This is a genomic window from Odoribacter sp. AF15-53 (assembly GCF_003479425.1).
Taxonomy (GTDB): Bacteria; Bacteroidota; Bacteroidia; order Bacteroidales; family Marinifilaceae; genus Butyricimonas.
On the sequence record NZ_QUHC01000003.1, the window covers coordinates 54,084 to 73,197 of the forward strand.

Annotated in this window: 15 protein-coding genes; 3 read left to right on the top strand and 12 right to left on the bottom strand. The window is 44.7% G+C overall.

Translation table 11 applies throughout. The features are described from left to right. Positions 1 to 27: 27 nt before the first annotated feature. Entirely contained in the window at positions 28 to 1,056 is a 1,029-nt protein-coding gene (locus DWW52_RS08370; protein WP_158582528.1) for an HmuY family protein, read from the bottom strand. Between the two features lie 384 nt (positions 1,057 to 1,440). On the opposite strand from DWW52_RS08370, the gene leuS reads away from it, so the two are divergent. Beyond that, entirely contained in the window at positions 1,441 to 4,212 is a 2,772-nt protein-coding gene (leuS, locus tag DWW52_RS08375; protein ID WP_118715043.1) for a leucine--tRNA ligase, read from the top strand. Between the two features lie 32 nt (positions 4,213 to 4,244). Here the strand turns inward: leuS and DWW52_RS08380 are convergent, their stop codons facing one another. Both DWW52_RS08380 and DWW52_RS08385 read right to left on the bottom strand, forming a co-directional pair. Beyond that, on the bottom strand, positions 4,245 to 4,616 hold the full coding sequence (locus DWW52_RS08380; RefSeq protein ID WP_118715044.1) for a YbaN family protein: 372 nt from the start codon (positions 4,614 to 4,616) through the stop codon (positions 4,245 to 4,247). 6 nt (positions 4,617 to 4,622) lie between these two features. Then, positions 4,623 to 5,582: a tRNA-dihydrouridine synthase family protein gene (locus tag DWW52_RS08385; RefSeq protein WP_118715045.1), complete on the bottom strand. Its 960-nt coding sequence runs from the start codon at positions 5,580 to 5,582 to the stop codon at positions 4,623 to 4,625. Positions 5,583 to 5,721: 139 nt separating this feature from the next. On the opposite strand from DWW52_RS08385, the gene DWW52_RS08390 reads away from it, so the two are divergent. Next, the gene (locus DWW52_RS08390) at positions 5,722 to 5,928 is read left to right on the top strand and encodes a hypothetical protein (RefSeq protein WP_118715046.1); all 207 of its coding nucleotides are present in this window, start codon (positions 5,722 to 5,724) and stop codon (positions 5,926 to 5,928) included. A gap of 16 nt (positions 5,929 to 5,944) precedes the next feature. After that, positions 5,945 to 6,469, top strand: coding sequence for a TlpA disulfide reductase family protein (locus DWW52_RS08395; protein WP_118715047.1), 525 nt, complete (start codon positions 5,945 to 5,947; stop codon positions 6,467 to 6,469). 10 nt (positions 6,470 to 6,479) lie between these two features. On the opposite strand, the gene DWW52_RS08400 is transcribed toward DWW52_RS08395, so the two are convergent. From DWW52_RS08400 to DWW52_RS08440, 9 genes are all read right to left on the bottom strand, one after another. Continuing rightward, positions 6,480 to 7,388 carry a DNA/RNA non-specific endonuclease gene (locus DWW52_RS08400; protein WP_118715048.1) on the bottom strand — a complete coding sequence of 303 codons (909 nt, stop codon included), beginning with the start codon at positions 7,386 to 7,388 and terminating at the stop codon, positions 6,480 to 6,482. 3 nt (positions 7,389 to 7,391) lie between these two features. Next, positions 7,392 to 8,990 carry a S41 family peptidase gene (locus tag DWW52_RS08405; protein ID WP_118715049.1) on the bottom strand — a complete coding sequence of 533 codons (1,599 nt, stop codon included), beginning with the start codon at positions 8,988 to 8,990 and terminating at the stop codon, positions 7,392 to 7,394. 13 nt (positions 8,991 to 9,003) lie between these two features. Beyond that, the gene (locus DWW52_RS08410; protein ID WP_118715050.1) at positions 9,004 to 9,450 is read right to left on the bottom strand and encodes a dCMP deaminase family protein; all 447 of its coding nucleotides are present in this window, start codon (positions 9,448 to 9,450) and stop codon (positions 9,004 to 9,006) included. A 12-nt stretch (positions 9,451 to 9,462) separates the two neighbouring features. Continuing rightward, the gene (locus DWW52_RS08415) at positions 9,463 to 10,437 is read right to left on the bottom strand and encodes a polyprenyl synthetase family protein (RefSeq protein WP_118715051.1); all 975 of its coding nucleotides are present in this window, start codon (positions 10,435 to 10,437) and stop codon (positions 9,463 to 9,465) included. A gap of 152 nt (positions 10,438 to 10,589) precedes the next feature. Further along, positions 10,590 to 11,696 carry a thioredoxin domain-containing protein gene (locus tag DWW52_RS08420; RefSeq protein WP_118715052.1) on the bottom strand — a complete coding sequence of 369 codons (1,107 nt, stop codon included), beginning with the start codon at positions 11,694 to 11,696 and terminating at the stop codon, positions 10,590 to 10,592. Positions 11,697 to 11,758: 62 nt separating this feature from the next. Further along, a complete protein-coding gene (locus DWW52_RS08425; RefSeq protein WP_158582529.1) occupies positions 11,759 to 13,294 on the bottom strand; it encodes a PKD-like family lipoprotein in 1,536 nt (511 codons plus the stop codon). Positions 13,295 to 13,312: 18 nt separating this feature from the next. After that, positions 13,313 to 14,158: a DUF4843 domain-containing protein gene (locus DWW52_RS08430; protein ID WP_158582530.1), complete on the bottom strand. Its 846-nt coding sequence runs from the start codon at positions 14,156 to 14,158 to the stop codon at positions 13,313 to 13,315. Positions 14,159 to 14,178: 20 nt separating this feature from the next. After that, a complete protein-coding gene (locus DWW52_RS08435; RefSeq protein ID WP_118715055.1) occupies positions 14,179 to 15,672 on the bottom strand; it encodes a RagB/SusD family nutrient uptake outer membrane protein in 1,494 nt (497 codons plus the stop codon). 23 nt (positions 15,673 to 15,695) lie between these two features. Then, positions 15,696 to 19,070 (bottom strand): SusC/RagA family TonB-linked outer membrane protein, encoded by a 3,375-nt coding sequence (locus DWW52_RS08440; RefSeq protein WP_118715056.1) that lies wholly within the window; start codon positions 19,068 to 19,070, stop codon positions 15,696 to 15,698. Positions 19,071 to 19,114 lie beyond the last annotated feature (44 nt).

The window sequence follows — 19,114 nt, forward strand, 5'->3', positions numbered from 1 at the left end:
CTTACGGTTGATAAATCATGAACAAAATTATTTCAGAGGGAACTCGTAATCAAATGCGGCATAAACCTTCACATTCTTATCATTCGAATAATCCGTGAATTTCACTTTCGCATATTGCCCGTCAGCGGTCCTCACCACGAACACATTACTATTTAACTCGTAAGTATAAGGAGGCATCGACCCCGTGGGAGTAGCCGTTACCCAACCACACAACACCTCGTTCAACTTCGTGGTCTGGTATCCCACGAAACCTTCCATCATCTTCGACATATCCACCATCACCTGATGACCATCCGTGTCCGTCGCAAAACTCTCGCCACTAATAGAAGAGGCCGTTACTAAAGCCAAATCCGTCGTGTTCAATTTCACGGCAGCCCCGCCATTCGTCTTAACATCATATTTGTGAAAAGCAATATCCCAGGCAAAAGAAGTCTCGTCTCCTTCCAACATATAAACCTTATTATCCCGATCTTTCACCGTATAAGTTCCCGTGATCGCCATCGGCATACCTCCCGGTTTAAAAGTAACCTTAATTGAGGCCGCACTTCCGGCTGCCGCACCTATCTCACCACTAAAAGTTACTTCATGATATACCGTGATCTCCCCTCCGTTAACAACATCCACATCGGTAGGAACTCCCGTCAACACCCATTTATCTCCATTTTGCTTTATGGTAGCCTTGGCTGACAACGAGTAAGGATCAACCTCTCCACTCATACTGAAACCTAAACTATCCAAAGAAAGTAAAACCGTATCCGCGGTCACCGTCGAAATAATCAACTTCACGTCTTCCTGCCCCCCGTAAGAACTCCCCATAACCGAAATTCCCAGATCTCCCGTGTATATCCCGGTAATACCCCCTTCTTGGGATTTCACGTTAAGCGTTTTCGTCTCACCTGTCTTAAAATTGAAATACGTCCAGATATCATAATCATGAGCATCAACCACGGCTGATTCTCCATCCCAACCACCACCATTATCATCATCGGAACAAGCCGCAAAACAAGCACCCAACAATATTAGTCCACATACAACAAACCAATTTACTTTTTTCATTATAGTAAGTTTTAATTTAACAGACATTTTAACGTCGCAAAGATAAAGTCATGTATTTCACTCAACAATCCCTAAAAATGATGAAAAAACAATCCCGACATACGCCATAATGGGGATACGATTCAAACATTCCCCTTAAAAATCCTGCTACAGAACAAATTCCCCTATAGGAAACGAGAATAACAGACTTATGCTCAACTGATGTGTTCTACAAAATACTCTCCATAACAAATCGTGAACTATTTTAGGAAATAACATGCATCAGACTGTTGATTAATTTTTTAACGAATAAGCGAAAAATTAGTATCCTATTATTCCCGGAATTAATATAGAGTAATTTTTATTATCTTCGCGATTCATTTGGAAAACTAAAAAAGGATTAACATGGAATATAATTTCAAGGAAGTCGAAAAAAAGTGGCAAAGCTACTGGCAAGAGAACAAAACTTACCGGGTGGAAGTCGATCCTTCCAAGCCCAAATACTACGTGTTGGATATGTTTCCTTACCCATCCGGGGCCGGGCTACACGTGGGACACCCGCTCGGGTACATCGCTTCCGACATTTATTCCCGTTATAAACACCTGAAAGGCTTCAACGTGCTGCATCCCATGGGTTACGACGCGTACGGTCTGCCTGCGGAGCAATATGCCATCCAAACCGGACAACATCCGGCAATTACCACGGAAAAGAACATCCAACGTTACCGGGAACAAATGGACAAGATCGGATTCTCTTTCGACTGGGACCGTGAAATCCGTACCTGTGATCCGGGATATTACAAATGGACCCAATGGACATTTATCCAAATGTTTAATAGCTTTTTTTGCTACGACAAGCAAAAAGCCATGCCCATCGCCGAACTGGTGAAAGCTTTTGAAACGGCCGGGACAAAAGGTTTAAATGTCGCTTGCAGCGAAGAATTAAATTTCACGGCTGAAGAATGGAAAGCCAAAACAGATAAAGAAAAACAGGAAATTCTTTTGAACTACCGGATGGCTTACCTAGCCGACACGATGGTAAACTGGTGCCCGGAACTGGGAACCGTGCTTGCCAACGATGAGGTGAAAGAAGGTCTGTCACTGCGAGGAGGATATCCCGTGATACAAAAGAAAATGCGCCAATGGTCTATCCGGGTTTCCGCTTACGCTCAAAGATTACTCGAAGGATTGGACAAAATCGATTGGTCCGAATCGCTAAAAGATATTCAACGCAACTGGATCGGTCGCTCACAAGGTGCGGACGTGAAGTTCGACGTGAAAGGCTCCGACCTGAAACTGGAAATATTCACAACTCGTCCCGATACAATTTTCGGGGTTAGTTTCATGGTGCTGGCTCCCGAATCCGACTATGTGAAACCGTTGACCACGCCCGAACAGGCTGCTGCCGTTGCCGAATACCTGGATTACGTGTCAAAACGCACGGAACGGGAACGCCAAACGGAAGTGAAAAAAGTCACTGGAGTATTCACCGGTTCGTATGCCATCAACCCGTTCACCAACGAGGCGATACCTATCTGGATCAGCGAATACGTGCTTTCCGGCTACGGAACCGGGGCTATCATGGCCGTTCCGGGACATGACAGTCGCGACTACGCGTTTGCAAAACATTTCAACCTCCCGATCATTCCCGTTATTGACGATGGAGAGGGACACGATATGTCCGAAGGCTCCTATGACGCCAAAGCCGGTAAAATGATCAATAGCGGTATTATCAACGGCATGGAAGTAAAAGAAGCCATTGCCTATATCGCCGGGGAGGTCGAGAAAAGAGGTATCGGTAAGAGTAAAATCAACTACCGCTTACGGGACGCTATTTTCAGCCGTCAACGTTACTGGGGTGAACCGTTCCCCGTGTATTACAAGGACGATCTTCCCTACATGTTGGACGAATCCAAATTACCGTTGGAATTGCCCGAAATTGACAAGTATCTCCCGACGGAGACCGGAGAACCGCCTCTGGGACGGGCCCAAAACTGGAAAACAGAAGAAGGTTATCCCCTGGAACTAAACACGATGCCCGGTTTCGCCGGATCATCCGCTTATTTCCTGCGCTACATGGACCCTCGCAACGATAAAGCTCTTGTTGACAAGGATATATGTAATTACTGGAGGAACGTTGATCTTTACCTGGGAGGTTCGGAACACGCCACGGGACACTTGATTTACGCCCGATTTTGGAACATGTTCCTGTATGATCTGGGGATTGCTTGCGAGGAAGAACCTTTCAAGAAATTAATCAACCAGGGAATGATTCAAGGACGTTCAAACTTCGTGTATAGAATACAGGGTTCGAACACGTTCGTGTCCGTGGGATTAAAAGACCGGTATAAAACCACGGAGATTCACGTGGATGTAAATATCGTCAAGAATGACGTGTTGGATTTAAACGCTTTCCGGGCCTGGATGCCGGAATACGCCAACGCCGAGTTTATCTTGGAAAACGGGAAATACATCTGCGGTTGGGCGATCGAGAAGATGTCCAAATCCATGTTCAACGTGGTAAACCCCGACACCATTGTCGAGGAATACGGGGCTGACACCTTACGCTTGTACGAAATGTTCCTCGGACCGCTGGAATTCAGCAAACCGTGGGATACACAAGGTATTGACGGGGTATTCAAGTTCTTGCGCAAATTCTGGCGCCTGTTCCAAGTTGGCGAGGAGTTTAGCGTGAGCGATGAAGCTCCCACCAAGGAAGAGTTAAAAGTATTACACAAAACGATCAAGAAAGTCGAATACGATATCGAGAACTTCTCGTTCAACACCTCTATCCCGGCTTTCATGATCTGCACGAACGAGTTGACCGCCCTGAAATGCAACAAACGGGCTATCCTTGAACCTCTCGTGATCGCTCTCGCTCCTTTTGCCCCGCACATGTCGGAAGAATTATGGAGCTTGCTGGGTCACTCCCAAAGCATCACGAAAGAATCATTCCCGAAATGGGAAGAAAAATTCCTGGTAGAAGATGAATTCGAATACCCGGTTTCTTTCAACGGAAAGGTACGTTTCAAACTGCCCATGCCGTTAACCGCCACCAATGCCGAGATCGAGGCCGCCGTGAAAGCCGCTCCCGAGTCAACGAAATGGCTGGAAGGAAAAGAAATCAAGAAAATGATCATCGTTCCGAAGAAAATCGTGAATATCGTGATCGGATAAAATAAAACGCCCCTACAGGGCGTTTTATTTTTTTATCTCCTCTTGGCATTAGGCACTATAAACAACACGCTGCACGTCCCGATTACACCCAATCCCAAGAGTAACAACCGCACGTGCCAGTTCTCAAAAAACCCGAAAGCGGAGATCGAAATCATCGTCCACATACAGACAATGGATACCGCTTTGGTCTTCCACCCAACCCCCTTTCGCTCCTGAAAACGTCGCAGATAGGGCCCCAACCATTTCGAACGATGCAAAGCATTATGCAACTTTTTCGAACTATTGTAAAATAACCAGGAACTCAACAACAAAAAAGGAGTCGTGGGCAAACCCGGTACAAAAATACCGATAACCCCAAGAACGATGGAGATACAACCAATAATGATATATATTGTTTTCTTCATCCCTTATTACTCTTCTTCCTCGCTAGGGATAAAAGCTTTCACGACAGCCTCGTTATACTGTGTCAACTTATTACTTTTCTGTATCTTTTTCAAAATCTTCCGATTCGTTGCAGGCATAAAATATTCCCATAACGTTTTCATTTTCATCAACAACTGATGATCTCCTTGCAATCGCTCCATGTACGCTGCAAGTAACTCGGCATGGAAGGCCTTGAATTTCCGGAATTTTTCCTCTTGCGAGAGCATCGTGTTTTCCACGTACTCCCGTGCCAAAGCCGGATCGGATAACAGTCCTCTTCCGATCATAACCCCCGCCAGCCGGGGAAATCTTTCCGTCACGGCATGAATATCCTCCACCGTAACAATGTCACCATTATAAAATAACGGGTGTTCACACCCCTTGTAAAAAGCCTCGAAAGCCTCCTTGTCGGTTTCTCCCTTGTATTCCTGCACTCCAACCCGGGCATGAAGAAATACAGCCGCCAACGGAGTCGAATTCAAGACGGGTAACAACCGCAAACACTCCTCCGGATCTTCCCACCCCAAACGCATCTTCACGGAACACCCAATCTCCGGGAATTCCTTCACCACATCCATCAAAGCCCGCACCCGTTCCGGATCGGACAACAAACCAGCCCCCTTTCCCCGTCGAGAGATCATCGTAAAAGGACACCCCATATTAATATCCACCTGCTTGTAACCCCGTCCTTCCAACATCTGCAAACAAACATCCAGCTCATCGGGTTCTCCCCCCAGCACTTGGGGGACCAGATTCTCCACGCTATTCAATTCCGGGTCACAATCCTTCATATCCCGAGAACGAAAAGAATCCTCCTTTTCCACCCGGATAAACGGCGTGTAGTAAGCATCAACTCCCCCGAAATGTTTCGCGTGTATATTCCGGTAAGTCCAATCAGTATGCCCTTGAACAGGGGCGAAATGTATTTTATAATTCTGTTGTTCCATAATTTTGTGCAAGTAATGAGATACAAAAATAGCCATTTTGTTTCGTATACGAAACAAAACACTAGCATAACCAATAAAAAACACCTTCCGTATATAACGAACAAAAATATTTACTATCTATGTACCAAAAATAATTCACATGAGATTTTTACTATGTCCACAATGCGGAATCCGCCGCTTTTACGTGAAGGATGAAAAAGGGAACCAATGTCTCGTGCAAGTCACGACAGATCATGTTATCATCCCCGTGAATGAACAGGATTCTCTCGAAGGTTTCGACTTGGAAACCCTCTATTGTCTGGGATGTTCCTGGAGCGGGAGTCCCAAAAGTCTAAAACGATATTAATTCAAAACTATATTTCATGAAACAACTGACATTTATATTATTACTCGTGATGACCTGTTCTCTGGCAAAAGCCCAGAAAGATGACAGGGGATACATCGTGAAAGTAGGTGAAAAAGCTCCCGATATCGAATTATTGTTCCCCGACGGAACGAAAAAACATCTAAAAGACCTGAAAGGTAAAGTGATCATGTTGCAATTCACCGCAAGCTGGTGTGGCGTATGCCGGAAAGAAATGCCTTTCATCGAAAAAGACATCTGGTTGAAATACAAAAACAATCCCGACTTCGCCCTGTTTGGCATTGATTTCAAAGAATCAAAAGAAGTAACGGAAAAATTCGCCAAAGACATCAAAATCACCTATCCACTACTGCTTGACCCAGAAGGAAAAGCGTTCTACACCTTCGCTGCACAAGGAGCCGGCGTCACCCGCAACGTGATTATCGACAAAAAAGGGAATATCGTCTTCCTCACCCGCCTATACGATCCCAAAGAATTCGAGGAAATGGTGAAAGTCATTGACCAACTTTTAAAAGAGAAATAAGCCGTATGGCTTATTTCTTTTTCTTTACAGGTTTCGGTTTCCGTATCGGTTTCTTTTTCTTCTTTTTCCCTCCCCAATATTTAATCAACAAATGCACGATCAGGAAAATTACGATCACGGCCACCACCGCGATAATTTGTTGTTCTCTCGTCGGGCGATACGATTTCTCGGTTGCTTTCCCGGATACTGATGGCAAATGCGAAAGCGTGTCCGCTTCCAGCACCCGCTCTAACTCATCGGGCAATTGAGAGAAGAAATCAATTCCCGTCATTTTCTCGACCTTATCCACGGGAACGGCAAAACTATTTAAAGGACGCTTGCTCTCCTCGTTCGGCAGCACGTAAGCAATCATCTGCTGCTTGGAAGGAGAATAAAATAACTTATAATAATACCCCGGCACGGTGACTTTTCCCTTCCCGACAACCCCTTTATTACTCTTGAATATAGGTCCCGTAACCACGTAAAGTTTCTCTTTACGGGCCCGGTTCCGCACATGTTCTTCCAATTGCTTCCAGATTCCCCGGTTGAACATCGGAACCTGAGGCGACATATTCGACATATAAAAGGTCTCGCTCATCGCCTTCGCATCAAACGACATGTCTGCCGCGGGACACAGATGGCCCCGGTCATAACCGCTTCGCTTGTAATCCTCCGGCGTGGCGCACCATTGACTGATCTTCGGGTCTACCCGGAAATCATTCTTCCGGCTGGCCTTCCCCGTCAGGTTGGCTGAAGTCAATTCATAATACACCCAATTCGCTTGTTTATGCTCCTTGTTGAATCCGAGGCAATAATGCTTGTATTCCACCCGCATACCCCCGTCTCCGACTGGAATATAACGTTCCTTGGCAAAACCACCCAAGGCTAAAAACAGGAACAGGAGGCTTATAATCAGCCTCCCGTGTAATATACTCTTCATCAATTATTGTTTAATCGCTTCCTGCAAAGTATTATCAATCTGGCCCAAAATCGGGTAGAAGCCCTCGTCATCTATCGCGTGACGGGCAATATACGCCTCGATCCGGACACGCATCACTTGGTAAGATTCCCGGATACCCTTCTCGTCCCGTTTCACTCCCCGCCCGGCAGCATAATTTGCCATCTCGTTCACCAGATCGAACGATTTCAAATACTGCTGAATCTGTTTGTAATCTTTCAAGTTCTTCATTTCGGCCCGATGCTTATCCATGAAAGCAAACGTGTACTCGTACAACAATTGCGTCTTTGTCACGTTAGCCAGATAACGGGAAACCCCTGTCGTGTCGGCCGGGACAAAAACATCCGGCATGATACCGCCACCGCCATATACCGTACGTCCGCCAACCGTTTGATATTTCAGATTCTCGTCAAAAACGATACTGTCTTTCTGGGAAAATTCCCCATGCACCAAACGATTATAAAGATCATTATAATATTTCTCTTTCCCCTCGTTATACGGTTTTTGGATAGAACGTCCCGAAGGTGTATAATAACGAGCCACGGTCAAACGCAAAGCGGAACCGTCAGGCAACGGCCGTTGTTCCTGTACCAATCCCTTGCCAAAAGAACGACGCCCGATAATCAGCCCCCGATCATTATCCTGTATCGCCCCGGCAAATATCTCGCTGGCCGATGCGCTAAACTCGCTGATTAACACATCCACCCTCAAATCCTTAAACTGGCCTTTACCGTTAGACTTGTAGTCCGTTCTAGGTTGTGCTTGTCCCTGCGTGTAAAGGATCAAACTGTTAGCATCCAAGAATTCGTTAATCATCTGAATCGCTATCGGTAGCACTCCTCCTTCATTCTCCCGCAAGTCAATAATCACCTTCCTCATCCCCAGTTGCTTCAAGTCGACCAAAGACCTCATGAACTCGGCATACGTGTGCATCCCGAAAGTATTGATTTTCACGTATCCCGTCGTGTCGTTCAGCATATATGCCACGTCAACACTCTTCACCGGGATACTTCCCCGAATAATTTCTTTCTTTATAGGCTTCGGTTCCCCCCTTCTCACGATCGTCAATTCGACTTTCGTTCCCAGTTCTCCCCGCATCATCGCCATAATCTGATCCGTGTTTTTATTCACCCCGGCAACAACAGAATCACCCACCCGGACGATCCGGTCTCCATCCATTATCCCGGCCTTCTCCGAAGGTCCCCCGGGCACGACTTTCACGACCGTCACCGTATCCAGATACTTGTAGAACTGCACTCCCACACCCCCGAAATTTCCCACAATCCCTTCATTCGCACGTTGCATATCCTTTGCCGGAATATACACCGTATGCGGGTCCAGATCTTTCAATATAACAGGAATCGCATTCTCCACGATCTCCCTCGTGTCCACCGTATCCACGTACGAATGCTGGATCATATTAATAATCAAATCCAGCTTACTCCCCGTAACGGGCAAAAACATCTCCGAGGACGCCGACACTTGGCCACGATCCGGCAAGAACCGATTCAACATCATCCCGAACACAATAGCCAACGCCAACACGATCGGGGTCAGCAACGCCCTCAAATTACTCTTATTCATGATCGCCTAAATTTTAATCTTTAAATTCTTTATTCTCGTCCAACTCGATAAATGCCACCTCGATCCCCGCCTTACTCAATAGCTCGATACCGTCGGCACTCCGATAATTTTCCGAATACACCACCCGCCGGATTCCGGCCTGTATAATCAATTTCGCGCACTCGATACAAGGAGAAGCCGTCACGTACAGCGTGGCCCCCAAGCTACTGTTATTTGATTTCGCCACTTTCGTGATCGCGTTAGCCTCCGCGTGCAACACGTAAGGCTTCGTCTTGTTATTCTCGTCCTCGCAGACATTCTCGAACCCCGAAGGCGTTCCATTGTATCCATCCGAAATAATCGCATCCCCCCGCACAATCAATGCCCCCACCTGCCGACGCTCGCAATACGAATTCTCCGCCCATATCCGGGCCATTCTCAGGTAACGTTCATCCAGTAATCGTTGCTTCGATTTTTCCATTTAAATATCCATTTATTTCTTTCGATTTCCAAGTGCATCAAGTATCTCGTAAAAATCAACCTTCCGTTCTCGCGGAACTTCTATTTTATCCAAGATATCCCGGCTAAGCTTCAAATATTTATCAATAGCGGCAAAAGCCACCTCCTTAATTCCCAAACGGTCATATATCCGGGTCACGGCCTCGATTTTCTCCTTGTGGTCAAACTGCTTTTTCTCGATCCATCCCCACAACTCCTCTTTTGTTTTCGGGTCTGCCAGTTCGAGAGCCTTGATCAACATATACGTTTTCTTATTCGCGACAATATCTCCACCGATATTTTTCCCGAACTCTGCCACATCACCATACACGTCCAGATAATCATCCTGCAACTGGAATGCCAATCCCAGATTTCCCCCGAAATCATACAAAGCATTATATTCATGTTCCGGAGCCCCCGCCAGCAAAGCCCCGTGCCGCAAGCTACCGGCAAGTAACACAGATGTTTTTAAATAGATCATGTGAATATATTCCTCTTCCGTCACGTCATTACGAGTCTCGAATACCATATCATATTGCTGTCCCTTGCACACGTCCATTGCCACTTGATTAAAGAAGTCGATAGCCCGGCGCAAATACTTGTCCTCGCAATGTTCGATACACTGGTACGCCGTGATCGCTGCCGCATCCCCACTCAAAATAGCCACATTCCGATTCCACTTCTTGTGAACTGTCGGACGCCCTCTTCTCAACTCGGCATCATCCATCACGTCATCATGCAAAAGCGTGTAATTATGAAATATCTCGATCCCGATAGCCGACTTCAACACTTTCTCGATATCCTCCCGGTAAAGATTATAAGCCATTAACGTGAGCATCGGCCGCAACCGTTTTCCCCCGTCTTCCAATATATACTGGATCGGTTCAAACAACGAATACGGTTCCTGCATATACTCTTTCTTCTCTAACTCTTCCTTGATAATCTCCTTTAAATCGTCTATCGTATACATATTCATCACTTTTTCTAATTAGTTCGGCTAAAGTATAAAAAAAGAGCCAACAACGCACCATTAACCGAAAGAAATATCTTTCTAATAGAAATATCCCGACCTCCAACAAGGGAAACCGGGATACAGAAACGATTTCGATAGCATTTTTATCTTTAATGTCCCCCGCCCTCCAACTGGCTTAATTGTTGGGCAACAAACATAATCATCGTCGCGTCCATTTCCAGGAACAACCCGCGTAGGAATTTCGCGACACGAGCCTTTACAGTCTCATCCCCCGCTGCAAACAACTGAGCGCAATTATACATCATAGAAGCCTTGTAATCATCATTCAACCCGTCATACTCTTTCTCAAACAATGTCAGGAACGCACTCAAATCTCCTTTCCCGTAACACTCGATCAAACGAAATGCTCCCGTGTAATAATCCTCCTTGTTCAATCCCAAATCCAGAATACCTCTTTTCACCGCATCATATTGTTGCTGATCAAAGGGTACTTGTGCCGTAATATACTTCTGGATTTCCATTTTATACAAAGCCGCAATCTGTCCCGCAATCTTATCCTTGATCGTCGGGGCAAACTTATTCCGGTTCGCAATCATGTATTGCGCGATAGCATCCGTCGGACTCTCCGTGAAAGAAGTATAAATAAACAGATTTTCTTCCTTCAATCTCTCCCGATCATTCAATCCGTTGAAATAATCCTGCACCATCTTAAAGGCCTCATCCTTCTTCGACATATCCGGCCGACGATTTTGATACACTTGTTCCATTTTCATTCCCGCGTAAGCGGACACCAGATCAGCCGACCGCTCACCTCTCTCGTAACGTTGTTGCAAACGTTCGGGACTCTTGTTCGGATCAATCAACCGATCAATACTTCCGACAAACTCCCTTCCATCAAAAGCCCCTCCTTCTTTTGTCATCAACACTTTTTCATCGGGATCAATCGCCACGAAAGTCGGATACGCTTTCACCTTGTACCGTTTAGCCAGCTCCGGCCCCTCGCCTTTCTCCGCGTCAATCTTCACACACACGAACTTGGCATTCAGGTAATCACCCACCTCCTTCAACGGGAATACATTCTTCATCATCATCTTGCACGGCCCGCACCAAGACGTGTAAAAATCTATAAACACCTGCTTCTTTTCAGCTTTAGCAGCAGCGATAGCCTCCTTGTAAGTAACATCTCGAAAATTCGTCTGTGCCAAGGCCGGATAAAACAAGGCCAAGCCCAGTAATATCAAAAATATCTTTTTCATAAAAATCGTTCATTAATACGTTAATTATCTATCATTTGCACTACACCTTTCAGCCCCAAGCTTTAATATGGAAAATCCGGTCCCATCCCAAACATTGAAGCATAATCCGTAAATGCATAATAATTAGGCATCATCGCCCATATTATAGACTGGGAAACATAACGAACTTGCTTTATCTTTCCATTTCCTTTTACAACATGAACCGGTTCTCCATAAGGTTGCCCTCCCTGTATCTCATACATATACAACGCATAATTATCACCCGCTTGAGTTCCTATCACGATATAATCAAAGCTCTTTCCAAAATAAATATCCGATAAATAAGTAATCTGCCCTTCTATTGAACCCGGAAGGGATAATAAAACCTCCGAAGCATCCTCACTCAAACTATAACGATATAATTGATTATTATGTACCGAATATATAGAATAGGATGACAAGCCGTTCCCTGCAATAATGTCAGCGTTGGCAATATGTAAAGAAGACGATAAACGGCGTACTTCAACTACCTCAAATTTAGGGTTAATTAAAACCAAATAACGCTGGCCATTCTGATCTTCAAACATATACCACATTGTATTCTCTCCGGCCAAATGATTCCACCCCGTAGCAATCGCCCTCACGTTATCCCAAATAATCTCTCCCCCCATATACCCGATTTCTTCAACTTCATCTCCCGCAAAATAACATAAACGATGTTGTTGCTCGTTCCAAAACATCAAGCCTCTACCATCACATGCCTGCACGAAAGAACTTGCTCCGTTTCCTTTTGGATAACCCAATCTCCCCGTCGTATATTCGGAACCAAACATACCCGCATAATCTCCTCGAATCCCTTTACTCGAAAAAAAGAAGTTATAAGCACCAGCCGTCGCCATACAATAAGGAACTTCTTCCTCGCTCATCTCGCCATACAACAAAGTCGAACGATCAAATATTTTCACCAAATCTTCCGTGCGAAAACAAGCCATATCACGTTCACCTGCCCCCACAAACACCGTAGTCGTATACCCGCTCGCTGCCGTTTCCGGATCAACATGAGCTTTCTCGTAAATAACACTCAAATTTCTCGGCTTTCCTCGCATCGCATCCCCTTGCGTACCGTCCAGGACATTCGTCATTAATTGCTTATTTCCCTCGTTATATATATCCAAATCGGTATTCCCGTCAGAAGTTTCTTTCAATATATAAAACCCTCTTGAAAAAGCCGTTGAAACAGTTAATTTCACCTCCTTCATAACGGCATAGCCACTTTCTTTATTAGTAACCTCGAACACCAACGTGTAATCTCCCTTTTTCACATCTACCGCCCAAGACAAATTTTTCACGGAATCAATCTGAACCGTCCGGTATCCTTTGTCCGTCTGCTTTTCAAACTCACCCCCGTAAATATACCAGGCATAGGATAACTCTTCTTCCGAATAACCGCTAACTTCCGGAATCAGATCCAAAACCGTACTACATGATATAGCCGATGTATCTTTCAGTCCATCTATCACAATATCGTTAAGCAACTTCGTGGCCACATGACTATCGTCATCATAACAAGATACGACCCCCAACAAGCTACAGGCTAGAATTATTATATATTTTTTCATGATCATCATTTTAAATTACTAATCCAATGGTGTAAAATCCACAGCATCATTATTCTCCTCCCGATAAACATCCCCGATTTGCGGATCTGCTAATCGTTCGGCATTCTCCTTTAATAACCTCTCGGCAAACCACGAAGCCAAATAATTCACGTACTCACGATCTTTAGGAAACCATGCCACGGTTCCTCCGCTATATTGATATTCATAAAAAAGAGATTCGATATAAGCATCATCCCACGCTTGTTCCGTCCATGCTATCATCAGCTCGTGTTTCATGGCACCATAAGCCCCGAAATAACTATCCAGATGACAAGTTGCCCACATAGTCGGTTTCGCCAACTGGTCCGAAATAACAATCGTGTAAACCGAAAATTCAGGATATCCCAACTTAAAATAACCGTTTTCTTTAAATGTAAACTTCAACACGACATCACCACTCGTTTCCAATGACGGGTCACGCTTTACAACAATCGGGACTAAAGCTTCTGCCTGCCCGGCCGGAATAAAATACCAATTTTGCATCTCCACATCACTAAACGCCACGTAATGCTTTCCCGCCACGGCATCCTTCTCTCCCGTCATAACCTGCTCGAGCTCAAAGGGCCGATCTTCTTTTGACAAATATCCCATTGTGGCAACTCTGACCCAAACCGTATCTATATTTACCCCAATTCCTGAATTCAATTTAAAAGAATGAGAACCTACTCGCATATCATCAGTAACCTCTTCGGTACTAATATCTGTAGTCCTGTACTTAAAATTTAACTGACAAACCGTCGTCTCATATTCCGGCAAATCCTTCTCACAAGCCACCAACCCGAAAATCAACGCTCCGGCAATAAGTATATTGTTTATATATTTCATAATCATTTGAATTTAAAATATTAAGCATTAAACTCGGTACTCACGCATTTCCATAACACATAATCCTGTTCTGTCAGCCCCTTTGTATACCAAAGTACATCTTTGATATTTAAACGTTTGTACATATAAAATGTCTGTCCTTCCGCAAAAAATTCCCGTCTATATTCATCCACGATTATCCCCTGCACGTCATCTAACGAACCGAAAGCGTTTTCATTTAAAACGACATCACGATCCCGCATATAATCCGCGTACAATTGATTCGCTTCCACTAAATTCTTCGTTGTCTCGATAGCAATTAAATACACTTCAGACATCCGCAACATCGGGATTATTTGATAATACAACATCTGGTTACTCGCATTATCCGCAAAATAATATTTCAAAATCGCTGCACAAGACTTATTAGCTGCATCCTTGACATTACGATTCCAAACATAACGATAACGATTATGAGAATCAGTTTCCTGTCCTTTGAACAAATCAGCCAACTGGGTTGCCGTTATGTACAGACGAGTCGAATTAGCCTGAACATCATTTCCCCCGATCAATATATTGGCCACAGACTTGATATCATATTTACTCAAATAGAGCAAACACTCATTCGGGCAAGCCTTATACCCCTGCCCTACAATATCGGAAGCACCGCTTAACGTCATAACCGGATTCCCGTCCGAATCCTTTGCCGAGATAACAGCCATAGCCGCACCATAAGCCAACTCCTTTTCACCTAAATAAAGATATGTCCGCGCCTGTAACGCCTTCACGGCCCAATAATTAAAACGAGCTTGACGATAATACAGATAACTATCATCCAACAAATTAGATGTCGGGAAATTCAACTGTGAAAACGTATATTCAAAAATCGGATCATTATCTTTCAATAAAGACTCCGCCTGATTTAAATCATATTTCAACTTGGAAACATAATCTTCAAAAGCATAATACGCCGGTTTCTCATCAAAAGCCGTTGTCTCCGAGTAAGGCAAACGAACCTGTATGGTCGCCTTTTGTGGCACTTGCCCGAACAAACGCAACACATCCAACTGACAATAAGCTCGAATAGCGTAAGCCTCTCCCAAAACCACTGAACGAGCAGCCTCACTATCAAATACATCCTTATTCTCCTCTACATGCTTAATAATCACATTAGCCTGCACGATCACATTAAACAACTTCGACCAAACAGCCTGCATGGCCTCCCTGGCGGCATCACTCTCGTAATCATGCAATGACAGATAATAATCGGCAGAACGCTCCGTTCCCGGATCCGTTGTGAGCGGATTCCACAAATTTGCCAGCGACTCGATATTACTCATTGTCAACTTCTCCCCGTAAACAGCCTTATCTCCTAACGTCATGTAACATCCCGTCAACGCATCGCAAAATCCCTTGTACGTGGCAAACTGTTCCTCCTCCTTCTGCTCCGTTTCCTGACGCACATCCAGCCAATCATTACAACCAGACAAACAAAAGATCAACGCCATCCCGAACACTAAATATAATTTTCTCATATCCGTAACTTTTTAATCGTTCATCAAAATAAGAATTTCACACTACCCAGAATATTCCGGGCATACGGGTAACTCGTTCCCCGTTCCATCTTCACGGTTGAAAAATGGAAAAGGTCTGACATATTCACACTAAAAATAACCGAACTTATCGGGGTATGCTTATGCAACCAACCCTCGTCCCATTTATATTGAAGGGCAACAGACTGAAGCTCGAAAACATTATCATCCATCACGAAACGAGAAGTAGCCCGGGTTGCCGTGTTGTCAAACTTCTTGAAAGAAACCACGTCACCGGGTTTCTGCCAACGATCCTTATATACACGTGCATCCACGTTCTGACTCATCAACGTGGTTCTAGTAACCTCAACCCGGTCAATCAAAGTCTGGTTGTAAACCTTACCGCCCCAATAAAAACCGAATGACATATTAAGAGTAAATCCCTTCCACATAAACATCGTATTAAAATTCCCCCGGTACTTCGGATCCTTCGAACCCAAATAAACTTTATCAGAAGCATTCCAAATATCCGTCTCCTTGCCATTCTTATCCAAGAAAACCTCTTTACCCGTACTTGGGTCAATCCCGAAGGAACGCACGGCATAAATAGCATTCTGCGGGCGTCCCTCGTAAAACAAATTAGCAACATCCACGTCCTCTTTCAAATAAGCCTCATTCTGGGCTTTCACTGCCTCTGAAAGTTTAGAAATATAATTTTTATTATACACCAACTGCCCGCCAATCATCCAATTAATCTCTCGTTCCGTATCACGAATCAAATAACCGGTTGCCGAAGCTTCCCATCCCCTGTTTTTCACCTCTCCCACGTTAGACACGTAAGAAGAGAATCCCATGGAATGAGGTAAATCCATATTGGATAACAAATTACCGGTTCGCTTCGTGTAAAAATTAAATTCTCCCTTCACGCGACCTTGCAACAACCCGATCTCCGTACCGATATTAAATTCATTCGTTTTCTGCCAAGTCAGGTAAGGATTTCCCCAACCTTGCAAAACGGCCCCGGTCCAATGCATGTAACGATTATCCGTAATATACTTGTAAATCGTAGAAGCCCCGCTGGAAGAACCTTGCTGCGTTCCGGTTTCCCCGTAAGAAGCCTTCAAACGTAAGGTATTCACCACGTCATTCGAAAAAAACTTCTCGTTATGAATATTCCAACCGATACCGGAACTCCAAAACTGGGCGTATTTCTTTTTACTACCGAAAGTCGAACTACCGTCCATACGGTAAGACAAATCCACGTAATAACGATTATCAAAAATATAGTTCGCATTTCCCGTCAAACCCATCCGCCGGGTCTTCATCTTGCTTCCACCAGGCCCCTCGTCTTTCGCGTATTGACGAGCGCTCCCCAAAAAATTTATATCTTCATTTGTAAAACCCTCTGCAACGATTCTATAACTATAACTTCGCGACTCGGATAAAGAGTAATCCAACCCGACATACACTTGATGTTTATCATGAAACACCTTATTATAAGCCAACGTCAGATTTCCGTCATAACTGCTAGTCCGCCCCGGGCTATACGTGTAAGTTCCTCTACGCAAGAACCCTTCATCCGTTGAATAATATTCGTCCTCGGTAAAAGTGGAATGTTCCGCAGGTAAAAATGCATCATTCGTCGTATTTTTCCCGGAAATCCCCACTTGTCCTCTCAATGTCAACTCTTCCGTCGGCTTCCATTCCACCGAGAAATTATTCGTCAATGCTTGATAACCACTTTTATCAAAACTATTCAATGTAGCGTCATACAACGGATTTTGCGACTTACCAGTAGCTTTGTGAAATCCATCAAAATAACGCACCAGTTTACCATTTTGATCATAAGCAGCATTATAAGGTTGTTGCTTCACGTAATCACTAAAATTACCATATTTACTCTCCTTCCCCTCATTCGTCGTGTAAGAACTATAATTCCTGAAAATAAGCTTCTTCATCTGGTACATCAAAGTAACCGACCCGTTAAAATTACGCCGGGAGGATTCCTTCATCGCACCCTGAATATCCTTGTAAGCCGCTGAAACACCCCAGCGGAACTGTTCGCTACCGCCTTCCATCCGCAAATTATAATGCGTCCCGACACCCGTGTGCAACGGTTTACTCAACCAATCCGTATCCGTGCCTGAAAGCACATCCCGCAATCTCTTATAATAAGCCTCTTTATACCACACGTCATTACTCGGGGCCACCGTGTTATCATACAACCCCAGACTTCTCTCCAATTCCAGCTTCTGCGCGGCATTCAACAAATCGTAAGAACTCAAATCCGGAATCTCCAAATCCATACCGACCTCCACGTTCACCCGCAACTTCCCGGCCTCCGGTTGTTTCGTGATCACCACGATCACACCATTCGAACCGCGTGAACCGTAAATCGCCGTGGCTGCCGCATCCTTCAATATATTAATCGACTCAATCTCGTCATCATTATAATCCATCAACTGTTCAAGAGAAATCTCGAAACCATCCCGGATAATCAAGGGAGTATTAACAGCATTCGAAGCACTCTCGTTATACTCCTGCACGCTTATCGGCAAAGAAGAATTTCCCCGGATATTAATCTGCGGAACGGCATTCGGGTTACTTCCCACCGCATTATTCACCGTGAAATTCAACGAAGCATCAATATTTTTCAACGTCTGCAACACGTTTTGCCCCTTGTACATCTTCAATTGCTCGGCATTAATACTGGATACCGCCCCCGTGTAACTCTCCTTCGCCTTCTTGAAAATACCGGTAACTACCACCTCGTCAATCTCCGAGGCCTCGTCCTCCAACGTCACGTTAATAACCTCCTTGCCCGCGTACGTGACCTCCCGGGAAGTCATCCCGACAAACGAAAAGACCAGCACCGGTTTCTCTTCCCCCGCTGTCAGCGTGATCGAGTAATTTCCGTCAACATCCGTGGCAACCCCAAGCATCGTGCTCTTGATCCGCACGGTCACCCCCGGAAGCGGGTTATTCTTCACGTCAACCACCTTCCCGGTAATCGTCAACTTTTTCACCTCCTCCTTCTTCGCCTCCCGTTTTATAACGTAAACCCCGTCAAGCACCTCGCAAAAGAACCCCTTCCCCTTCAACACGGCATCAATAGCCTCCTTTACCGGGACATCCTTCACCGACACAGGCCCGCACGTCACTTGTTCCAACTGGTTCTCGTTAAAAATAATCTGAACCCCCGTCGCGTCCTTGATATAAATAAGAACATCACTCAACGGTTCCGACTTCACGTTTAACGTCACTGTTTTCGATTGAGCCAAAACAACATCCGAAACAGCAAACGTCAAAAACAGCATCAAAAAAACACGTGATTTCATACCTGAAAACATTTTTCTTAAATTAACAGGAATACCTTGCCTGTCAAATCGATTTTTTTTCATACTTTTGATTGTTTACATGTTAACATTAATGTGAAACTTGTTAG